This window comes from Arthrobacter sp. I3, assembly GCF_000520575.1.
Classification (GTDB): Bacteria; Actinomycetota; Actinomycetes; order Actinomycetales; family Micrococcaceae; genus Arthrobacter; species Arthrobacter humicola_A.
This window is the reverse complement of sequence record NZ_KI914917.1, coordinates 6,275-8,319: the sequence shown is the minus strand read 5'-3', so window position 1 is coordinate 8,319 and position 2,045 is coordinate 6,275. Positions and strand designations below refer to the sequence as shown.

The window sequence follows — 2,045 nt, the reverse complement described above, 5'->3', positions numbered from 1 at the left end:
CCTTGCCCCGCCGCGCGGACCCCGGGGAATGGGCACGGACCGCTGGGAAGGCCTCCTGACCCCGCCCGCCACAGGCAGCTGGTCCTTCGTCATCGAGGCCTGGCACGACCGCTACGGCACCTGGCACCACAACGCCGAGGTCAAGGTGGAGGCCGGCATCGACGTCGAGCTCATGCTGTCCGAAGGTGCTGCCCTGCTGGCCGAAGCCTCCGAAGACGCCTCCCGCCCCTCCGGTGACCGCAGAACGCTGCGGATGGCCGTCGTCGTCCTCTCCGACACGTCCCGGACACCCGAGGAACGCCTCGCCGCCGGCTTCGGCGCCGACGTCGCCGCCGTCGTCGAACGCCAGCCCATCCGCGAACTTGTGACGGTATCCGAGCCTTACCCGCTGCTGGTGGAGCGAAAGCTTGCCGGAGCCGGCGCCTGGTACGAATTCTTCCCCCGCTCCGAAGGTGCCGTGCGCAACCACGACACGGGGGAATGGACCTCCGGCAACTTCCGCACCGCCGCGCAGCGCCTCGACGCCGTCGCCGCCATGGGCTTTGACATCATCTACATGCCGCCGATCCACCCGATCGGCGTCCAGCACCGCAAGGGGCCGAACAACACCCTGATCGCCGGACCGCACGATCCCGGTTCGCCATGGGCCATCGGATCCCACGAGGGCGGCCACGACGCCATCCACCCGGATCTGGGCACCTTCGAGGACTTCGACGCCTTCGTAGCGCGGGCCGGTGAGTTGGGACTCGAGGTGGCCCTGGACCTTGCCCTGCAGGCCGCGCCGGACCACCCCTGGGTGCAAAGCCACCCGGAATGGTTCACCACGCGCGTCGACGGCACTATTGCCTACGCGGAGAATCCGCCAAAGAAATACCAGGACATTTTCCCGCTGAATTTCGACAACGACCCCGCGGGGCTGTCCAATGAAATTCTAAGGATTGTGATGCTCTGGGTCAGCCACGGCGTCAAGGTGTTCCGGGTGGACAATCCGCACACCAAACCCGTGTGGTTCTGGGAATGGCTGATCGGCAAGGTCAATAAAAAGCACCCCGACGTCGTCTTCCTCGCCGAGGCGTTCACCCGCCCGGCCATGATGCACGCTCTTGGCCGGGCCGGCTTCCAGCAGTCCTACACCTACTTCACCTGGCGGAACACCAAGGAAGAACTGGAGACGTACTTCCAGGAGGTCAGCCACGAGTCGGCGGCCTACTTCCGGCCGAACTTCTTCGTCAACACCCCGGACATCCTCACCGAATACCTGCAGTTCGGCGGCCCGGCGGCCTTCAAGATCCGTGCGGCCCTGGCCGCGACGGCAAGCCCCATCTGGGGGGTGTACGCCGGCTTTGAGCTTTACGAACACGTGGCGCGTCCCGGCGCCGAGGAGTACATCGACAACGAGAAGTTTGAGTACAAGGCCCGCGACTGGGACGCGGCGGCAGAATCGGGGCGCACCCTGGCCCCGTATCTGACCCGGCTCAACGCGATCCGGCGCGCGCACCCGGCCCTGGGGGATCTGCAGAACCTGACGGTGCACCAGAGCTCGGACAGCTCCACCGTGGTGTACTCCAAGCACAAGACCCTCGCGGACGGGACCAAGGACACCCTGATCATCGTCGTCAACGTGGACCCGCACGGCACCCGGGAGAGCACGGTGTCCCTGGACCTGCCGGCGCTGGAACTGGACCCGGAGAACTTCACGCACAACGGCCGTTTCATGGTTGATGACCTGCTGACCGGCGAGAGTTGGGAATGGGGGGAGTACAACTACGTCCGCCTGGACCCGCACCTCGAGCCCGTTCACATCCTTAGCATCCGGAGGTAGTGCCAGTGAGTTTTAGCCCGCAGAACCCGAGCCAGCACTTCAGCCCGAGGGGGAGCTTTGAATTGAATGCCCCTGGCCTCCAGCACGATCCTCTCTGGTACCGCAAGGCGGTCTTCTACGAGGTGCTCGTCCGGGGCTTCGCCGACGGCAACGGAGACGGCTCGGGTGACTTCCACGGCCTGATCGAGAAACTGGACTACCTGCAGTGGCTGGGGGTGGACTG

At 65.6% G+C, this 2,045-nt stretch carries 1 protein-coding gene and 1 pseudogene; both read left to right on the top strand.

What is annotated here, in order from left to right:
- Positions 1 to 1,822 (top strand): alpha-1,4-glucan--maltose-1-phosphate maltosyltransferase (locus tag Y706_RS24525; RefSeq protein ID WP_043435654.1); only part of this gene is annotated, 1,822 nt, incomplete at its 5' end.
- Between the two features lie 5 nt (positions 1,823 to 1,827).
- Positions 1,828 to 2,045: pseudogene (locus Y706_RS30110) on the top strand (trehalose synthase); the annotation flags it as partial.